General features: G+C 73.2%; 1 protein-coding gene. It reads left to right on the top strand.

Annotation, left to right across the window (positions count from 1 at the left end):
• Nucleotides 1–16: 16 nt before the first annotated feature.
• Nucleotides 17–9,160 (top strand): SDR family NAD(P)-dependent oxidoreductase (locus tag ACFFRH_RS43770; RefSeq protein WP_386164067.1); only part of this gene is annotated, 9,144 nt, incomplete at its 3' end.

Below are 9,160 nucleotides of genomic sequence, written 5' to 3'. Positions count from 1 at the left end.
GGCGTTGGCGGGGTTTGTGGCCGGGTGTGAGGCGGCGGGGGTGCGCACGCGGGTGATCGCGGTGGATTACGCCTCGCATTCGGCGCAGATGGAGGAGCTTGGTGAGGAGCTGGCCCAGGCGTTGGGGTCGGTGACTCCGCGGGTGCCGGGGGTGCCGTTCTTTTCCACGGTGAGTGGGCGGTGGCTGGATGAGCCGTTGGATGCGGGGTATTGGTTCCGGAATCTGCGGCAGCGGGTGCGGTTCGCTCAGGCGACGCGGGGGTTGATCGGGGCCGGGCATCGGGTGTTCGTGGAGGTGAGCCCGCACCCGGTACTGACCTTGGGGGTCGAGCAGTCCCTGGAAGCCGCCGAAGTCCAAGGCGCGGCGATAGGGACACTGCGCCGCGACGAGGGGGGAATGGACCGGTTCCTGTTGTCGCTGGGCGAGGCGTTCGTCCACGGGGTGGAAGTGAACTGGTCCCCAGCATTCGGCGACACGCAACCAGACCCGGACGCCGACCTGCCCACCTACCCCTTCCAACGCCGGCGCTACTGGCTGGACGCACCGCCCCCGGCGGCCGACGCGCACGGCCTCGGCCTCGTTCCCGATGAGCACCCTCTGCTCGGTGCCGTCCTCGACGGCGCGGACGAGGACGGCCTGGTGTGGACGGGCAGGGTGTCACTGGAGACCCATCCGTGGCTGGCCGGTCACACCGTACGGGAAACCGTGCTCATGCCCGGTGCGGCGTTCGCCGAACTCGCCGTGCACGCCTGCGCGCACACCGGGCTCGGCCAGGTGGAGGAGCTGACCCTGGAGGCGCCGCTGCTCCTCCCCGAGCGCGGAGGCGTGCGCCTCCGCGTCGTCGCCGGTGCCGGAGACACGACGGGCGTCCGGCCGGTGCACGTCTCCTCACGGCAGGACGGCTCCGACACCTGGACCAGGCACGCGAGCGGCCTGCTCGGCCCTGCCGCAGGCGGGCCGGTGGACGACCCGCTGCGACCGGCGCCGAGCAGGCCCGTGGACGACCTGCGGCAACCGGTCGCGGGTGGGCTGATGGACGATCCCCGGCGACCGGCTGTGGGCGGGTCGGTGTGGCCGCCCGCCGGTGCCGAGCCGATGGACGTCCGCGACCGCTACGACCGGCTCGCCGAGCAGGGGTACGCCTACGGGTCCGCGTTCCAGGGGCTGCGCGCGGCCTGGCGCCACGGCGGCGACGTCTACGCCGAGGTGGCCCTGCCTCCGTCCGGCCAGGACGACGCGGCCCGGTTCGGCATCCACCCGGCACTGCTGGACGCCGCCCTGCACGCCCGCGAGATGCGCGCGGGCGACGGCGAGGTCCTGCTGCCGTTCGCCTGGACCGGGATCCGGCTGCACGCCCGCGCCGCGACCACCCTGCGCGTGCGGCTGACCCCCACCGGCACGGACGCCTTCCGTGTGGAGGCGGCCGACGAGCAGGGCCGGCCCGTCATCGACGTCGACTCCCTCACCGTGCGTCCCGTCCCGGTGAGGCGGCTCACCGGCCGTCCTGTCGCGTCCCTGTTCACCGTCGACTGGACCCCGGCGCGGGACGGCCGGCCGGTCGCCCCGCTCGTCCTGCACCCTGACCTCGCCGCCGTGCCCGAGCCCGTCCCCGCCACCGTGCTCGTGGAGGCTCCCCGGGAGGCCGGTCCGGACGAGGCGGCCCGGTGGGCCCTGCGGATCGTCCGGCAGTGGCTCGCCGAGGAGCGGTTCGTCTCCGCCCGGCTTGTGGTGGTCACCCGGGGCGCGGTCGGCACCGGCACCCCCGGGGAGACCGTCGCTCCCGGCCACGCGCCCGTGTGGGGACTGCTCCGCTCCGCCCAGTCCGAGCACCCCGGCCGCTTCGTCCTGGTGGACCTGGGAGACGGCGACCAGCCGATCCTCGTACCCGACGAGCCGCAGGTGGCCGTACGCGGAGGCCGGGCGCTCGTCCCCCGGCTGGCCAGGACCGGCCCCGCGACGGGCGCCGGCCTGCCGCGCCTGGACGGCACCGTCCTGATCACCGGCGGTACCGGGACCCTCGGCGGCCAGATCGCCCGCCATCTCGTACGCGAGCACGACGTCCGGCGGTTGCTCCTGCTCGGCCGCCTCGGACCCGCCGCCCCCGGGGCTTCGGACCTCGTGACCGAGCTGCGCGGGCTGGGCGCCGACGTGACCGTGACCGCCTGTGACGCGGCCGACCGCGACGCGCTCGCCGCGGTCCTCGACCGGACCTCCGACCTGGTGGCCGTCGTGCACGCCGCCGCCGTCCTGGACGACGGGATCGTCGAGTCGCTGGACCCCGTCCGCCTCGACGCCGTCATGCGTCCCAAGGCGTACGCCGCGCTGAACCTGCACGAACTCACCCTCGGGCGGGACCTCGGCGCGTTCGTGCTGTTCTCCTCGCTCTCGGGCGTCCTGGGCGCGCCCGGTCAGGCCGGATACGCCGCCGCCAACGCCTACGTCGACGCCCTCGCCCAGCACCGCCGCGCCCTGGGGCTGCCCGCCGTCTCCCTGGCCTGGGGGGCGTGGGAGCAGCGCAGTGCGCTCACCGGCGACCTCGACGACACCGAGGTCACCTGGTGGACCGAGAACGGTGTCACCCGGATGCCGACCGAGGAAGGTCTCGAACTCTTCGACGCCGCCCTTACCGTCGGTGCGCCGCTGCTCGTCCCCGCGCGCCTGGACCCCGGCGCGGCACGCCGACCGGCCGACGCCCCGCTCCCGCCGCCGCTCAGGAGCCTCGTCCGCGCCCCCGTGCGGAGGGCCGCCGACGCCGCCCCGGCGATCGCCGAGCTCGGCGAACGAGAGCTGCTCGACCTGGTGAGGGCCCAGGTGGCCGACGTCCTCGGTTACGCCGACCCGGGCCAGGTGGAGACCGGCACCGCGTTCAAGGACCTCGGTTTCGACTCCCTGCTCGCGGTGCGGATGCGGAACCGGCTGAACCAGGTGACCGGGCTGCGGCTGCCCGCCACCATCGTGTTCGACCACCCGACGCCCGAGGCCCTCGCCAGACACCTCAGGGCGGGCAGGCCCGAACCCCGCGAGGCGCCCCGCCCTGTCCCGTCCGGCGAACCCGTCGCGATCGTGGGGATGGCCTGCCGTTTTCCCGGCGGGGTGCGTTCGCCGGAGGATCTGTGGCGGCTGGTCGCCGAGGGTGGGGACGCCATCGGCGACTTCCCCACCGACCGGGGATGGCAGGCCGTCTACCATCCCGACCCCGACCATCGGGGCACCAGCTACGCGCGCTCCGGCGGTTTCCTCCACGACGCCGGGGAGTTCGACGCGGAGTTCTTCGGGATCTCTCCGCGTGAGGCGTTGGCGATGGATCCGCAGCAGCGGTTGTTGCTGGAGACGTCGTGGGAGGCGGTGGAGCGGGCGGGGATCGATCCGTCGTCGTTGCGTGGCAGCCAGACCGGAGTCTTCGCCGGTGTGATGTACCACGACTACGTCACGGACCCGCGGGCCCTGCCCGAGGAGCTTGAGGGCCACCTGCTGTCCGGCAACGTCGGCAGCATCGCCACCGGCCGGGTCGCCTACACGTTCGGCCTGGAGGGTCCGGCGATCACGGTGGACACGGCCTGCTCGACCTCGCTCGTCGCGCTTCACCTCGCCGCCACCTCGTTGCGCCAGGGCGAGTGCTCGCTCGCCCTCGTCGGCGGCGTCACCGTGATGCCCACACCCACCCCGTTCATCGAGTTCAGCCGCCAGCGCGGCCTGGCCCCCGACGGGCGGTGCAAGCCGTTCTCCGCCGCCGCCGACGGCACGGGCTGGTCGGAGGGGGCGGGGGTGCTCGTCGTCGAACGCCTCTCCGACGCCCTGCGCAACGGTCATCGGGTGCTGGCGGTGGTGCGGGGTTCGGCGGTGAATCAGGACGGGGCGTCGAACGGGTTGACCGCGCCGAACGGCCTGGCGCAGGAGCGGGTGGTGCGGCAGGCGCTCGCCAACGCGGGACTGGCGGCGTCGGAGGTGGACGCCGTCGAGGCCCACGGGACCGGGACCACGCTTGGTGATCCGATCGAGGCGCAGGCGTTGATGGCCGCCTACGGCCCGGATCGGGAGCGGCCGTTGTGGTTGGGGTCGGTGAAGTCGAACATCGGTCACACGCAGGCCGCCGCTGGGGTGGCGGGTGTGATCAAGATGGTGATGGCGATGCGGCACGGGGTGTTGCCGCGGACGTTGCACGCGGACGAGCCGTCACCACACGTCGACTGGTCCTCGGGGGCGGTGTCGCTGCTGACCGAGGCACGTGAGTGGCCCGGAGCCGACCATCCCCGGCGGGCCGGGGTCTCCTCCTTCGGTGCCAGCGGCACGAACGCGCATGTGGTGTTGGAGCAGGGGCCGGTGGTCGAGTTTTCCGGGTCTTTGGGGGTTTCTGGGGTTTCGGTGCCTTTGGTGGTGTCGGGTCGGTCGGTGGGTGCGGTGGGGGATTTGGTGGGGGCGGTGCGGGGTCGGGTGGTGTCGGCGGGTGCTGCTCGGGTGCTGGTTTCGGGGCGGGCGCGGTTTGAGCATCGTGCGGTGGTGGTGGGTGGTCAGGTGGTCGAAGGCCGGGCTCTAGGTAGTGGTAGCGGGGCCGGTGGGGTGTTTGTTTTTCCGGGTCAGGGGTCGCAGTGGGTGGGGATGGGGGCGGGGTTGCTGGAGTCCTCGCCGGTGTTCGCCCAGCGGTTCGCCGAGTGCGGTGAGGCGCTAGGTCCGTTTGTCGACTGGTCGTTGGAGGAGGTGGTGCGTGGCGGTGCGGGTTTGGAGCGGGTGGAGGTGGTTCAGCCGACATTGTGGGCGGTGATGGTGTCGTTGGCGCAGGTGTGGCGGAGCTTTGGGGTGGAGCCGGTCGCGGTGGTGGGGCATTCGCAGGGGGAGATCGCGGCGGCGGTGGTGTCGGGGGGGTTGTCGTTGGGTGATGGTGCGCGGGTGGTGGCGTTGCGGAGTCGGTTGCTGGGTGGGGTGGCGGGACGAGGTGGGATGGCGTCGGTCGCTCTTCCGGCACGGCAGGTGGAGGAGCGGGTCGCGGGGTGGGGTGGGGTGTCGGTGGCGGCGGAGAACGGTCCGGCCTCGACGGTGGTGTCAGGAGACGCCGGAGCGTTGGCGGGGTTCGTGGCCGAGTGTGAGGCGGCGGGGGTACGCACGCGGGTGATCGCGGTGGATTACGCCTCGCATTCGGCGCAGATGGAGGAGATCGGCTCTGAGGTGGTGGAGGCACTGGCGGGTATTTCGCCGCGGGTGCCGCAGGTGCCGTTCTTTTCCACGGTGAGCGGGCGGTGGCTGGATGAGCCGTTGGACGCGGGGTATTGGTTCCGGAATCTGCGGCAGCGGGTGCGGTTCGCCGAAGCGACGCGGGGGCTGATCGAGGCCGGGCATCGGGTGTTCGTCGAGATCAGCCCGCACCCGGTACTGACCTTGGGGGTCGAGCAGTCCCTGGAAGCGGCCGAAGTCCAAGGAGCGGCGGTGGGGACGCTGCGCCGCGACGAAGGGGGGATGGATCGGTTCCTGTTGTCGCTGGGTGAGGCGTTCGTCCACGGGGTGGAAGTGGACTGGTCCCCGGCGTTCGGAAACGCGCACCCGGACCCGGACGCCGACCTGCCCACCTACCCCTTCCAGAGGAAGCACTACTGGCTCGCGTCCCCCGCCGCCCGGTCCGGTGGTCCGGCGACGACAACCGCGGACGAATGCCGTTACCGCGACGAATGGCAGCGGAGAGCCACCGCCGAACCCGCGCCGCTCTCCGGGACCTGGCTGGTCGCCGTACCATCCGGATATCAGGACGACCCGCTCACCGGACTGTGCGCGGAGGCGCTCCGCGCTCGCGGCGCCACCCCCGTAGTGGTCCCGGTCGACGCGGAAGGGGTGTCGGCGGCGCTGCGCGGACACGCGGACGCCGCGGGCACGCTGTCCCTGCTGCTCCTCGACGAGGCCGAGGCCCTGGCGTCGACCACGCGGCTGGTGCGGGCGCTCGCGGAAGCGGGTGTCGAGAGCCCACTCTGGCTGGTGACCGGCGGCGCCGTCGCCACCGGCGAGGCCGACCCGCCGCGTGCCCCCCGCCAGGCGGCCCTCTGGGGCCTGGGCCGGGTGATCGCCCTGGAACGGCCCCACCGCTGGGGCGGCCTGATCGACCTGCCCGAGACCGTGACGGAGGCCGTCGCGGGGGACCTGGCCACGGTCCTCGCCGCCGGCGACGACGAGGACCAGGTGGCCGTACGCGCGGAAGGTGTCCTGGTACGCCGTCTGGTGCGGTCTCCGCTGAACGGCGCGCCCCCGGCGCGGTCCTGGCGTCCACACGGGACGGTGCTGGTCACGGGCACCGGCATGGTCGCGACGCGGGTCGCCCGGTGGCTCGCGGAGCAGGGGGCCGACCGCGTCCTGATGGCCGGGCGCCGAGGCGCCGCCGCCCCGGACGCGCGGACGCCGCGAGACGAGGCGGGGGACCGCATCCACGTGGCCGCGTGCGACATCACCGACCGGGACGCCGTCGTCGCGCTGCTCGGCGGCATCCCCGCCGACCAGCCGCTGACGGCGGTCGTCCACGCGGCCGGCGCGGGAGACGACGCCCCGCTGGACGACCTGACCCCCGAGCGGATCGTCGCCGCCGCCCGACCGCACCTCGAAGGCGCGACGATCCTCGACGAGCTCACCGGCGACCTGGACGCCTTCGTGCTGATCTCCTCCCTCGCCGGGACCCTGGGCACCCCCGAACGGGCGGGCACGGCCGCAGGCCACGCCTACCTCGAAGCGCTCGCCCGCTCCCGGCGCGCCCGAGGGCTGTCCGCCACCGTGATCCACTCGGGTGACTGGGTGCGAGACGACACTCGCAGGGCGCACGGCCTGCGCGAACTCACGCCCGACCTGGCGTTCCAGGCACTGCGCCAGGCGCTCGACCACGACGAGACCGCGATCACCATCGCCGACATCGACTGGCCGCGCTTCCACCTGGCCTTCACGGCCTCGCGTGCCAGGCCGCTGCTGGCCGGTGTGCCCGAGGCGCGGGCGGTCGCCGTGGCGGACACGCACGACGACGGCTTCGCCGCCCGGCTGGCGGGCCTGGGCGACGCCGAACGGGGCCGCGTCGCGCTGGATCTGGTACGCACCCAGGTCGCCGCCGTGCTCCGGCACGACGACCCCGGTGCGGTACGGACCGACCTGCCGTTCAAGAACCTCGGGTTCGACTCGCTGCTCGGCGTGGACCTGCGCAACCGCCTCAACGCGGTGACCGGCGTACGGCTGTCCGCCACGCTGGTCTTCGACCACCCGAGCCCCGAGGCCCTCGCCGGGCACCTGGTGTCGACGGTGACCGGGACGGCCGGACGGCTCCCCGAGCCCCGCGTCACCGTCACCGCCGAGGACCCGATCGCGATCGTGGGGATGGCCTGCCGTTTTCCCGGCGGGGTGCGTTCGCCGGAGGATCTGTGGCGGCTGGTCGCCGAGGGTGGGGACGCCATCGGCGACTTCCCCACCGACCGAGGCTGGGACCTGGAGGGGCTCTACGACCCCGACCCCGACCGGCCGGGCAAGAGCTACGTACGACACGGCGGTTTCCTCTACGACGCCCTGGAGTTCGACGCCGGATTCTTCGGGATCTCGCCGAACGAGGCGCTGGCGATGGATCCGCAGCAGCGGTTGCTGCTGGAGACCTCCTGGGAGGCGTTCGAACGGGCCGGGATCGACCCCACCTCGGTCCGCGGCAGCCAGACCGGCGTCTTCGTCGGCCTCAGCTACCAGGACTATCTGACCCGGCTGCACGAGCAGCCCGCCGGTTTCGACGGACACCTCCTCACCGGCACCACCGCCAGCGTCGCCTCCGGGCGGGTCGCCTACCTCCTCGGGCTCGAGGGGCCCTCGCTCACCGTCGACACGGCCTGCTCGTCGTCGCTCGTCTCGCTGCACCTGGCCGCCCAGGCGCTGCGCCGTGGCGAGTGCTCGCTCGCCCTCGCCGGTGGCATCGCCGTCATGTCCACTCCCGGCATGTTCCGCTTCTTCAGCCGCCAGCGTGGCCTGGCTCCCGACGGCCGGTGCAAACCGTTCTCCGCCGCCGCCGACGGGTTCGGCGCGGCGGAGGGCGTCGGCATGCTGCTGGTGGAGCGCCTGTCGGACGCCCGCGCGAACGGTCATCGGGTGCTGGCGGTGGTGCGGGGTTCGGCGGTGAATCAGGACGGGGCGTCGAACGGGTTGACGGCGCCGAACGGTCCTTCTCAGCAGCGGGTGATCGGGCAGGCGCTGGCGGATGCGGGACTGGCGGCCTCGGAGGTGGACGCGGTCGAGGCGCACGGGACCGGCACGGCGCTTGGTGATCCGATCGAGGCGCAGGCGCTGTTGGCCGCCTACGGCCCGGATCGGGAGCGGCCGTTGTGGTTGGGGTCGGTGAAGTCGAACATCGGTCACACGCAGGCCGCCGCGGGGGTGGCGGGTGTGATCAAGATGGTGATGGCGATGCGGCACGGGGTGTTGCCGCGGACGTTGCACGCGGACGAGCCGTCACCACACGTCGACTGGTCCTCGGGTGCGGTGTCGCTGCTGACCGAGGCACGTGAGTGGCCGAGGAACGCCGGAGCCCGGAGAGCCGCGGTGTCGTCGTTCGGCATGAGCGGCACGAACGCGCACGTGATCGTCGAGGAGGGGCCGGAGGCGGCGGATGTCCCGGCGGCCGACGGGGATGCGGGAGCCGGGGAGGTCACGGAAGGCCGGCGGGCGGCCGGTCCGGTGCCGTTGGTGGTGTCGGGTCGGTCGGTGGGTGCGGTGGGGGATTTGGTGGGGGCGGTGCGGGGTCGGGTGGTTTCGGCGGGTGCTGCTCGGGTGCTGGTTTCGGGGCGGGCGCGGTTTGAGCATCGTGCGGTGGTGGTGGGTGGTCAGGTGGTCGAAGGCCGGGTGCTGGGTGGTTCGGGGTCGGCCGGTGGGGTGTTTGTTTTTCCGGGTCAGGGTTCGCAGTGGGTGGGGATGGGGGCGGGGTTGCTGGAGTCCTCGCCGGTGTTCACGCAGCGGTTCGCCGAGTGTGCTGAGGCGTTGGAGCCGTTTGTCGGGTGGTCGTTGGAGGAGGTGGTGCGTGGCGGTGCGGGTTTGGAGCGGGTGGAGGTGGTTCAGCCGGTGTTGTGGGCGGTGATGGTCTCGCTGGCGGAGGTGTGGCGGAGCTTCGGGGTGGAGCCGGTCGCGGTGGTGGGGCATTCGCAGGGGGAGATCGCGGCGGCGGTGGTGTCGGGG

This window comes from Streptosporangium vulgare (assembly GCF_042428775.1).
Classification (GTDB): domain Bacteria; phylum Actinomycetota; class Actinomycetes; order Streptosporangiales; family Streptosporangiaceae; genus Streptosporangium; species Streptosporangium vulgare.
The sequence above is the reverse complement of the archived record's forward strand: the minus strand, read 5'-3'. Positions and strand labels throughout refer to the sequence as shown.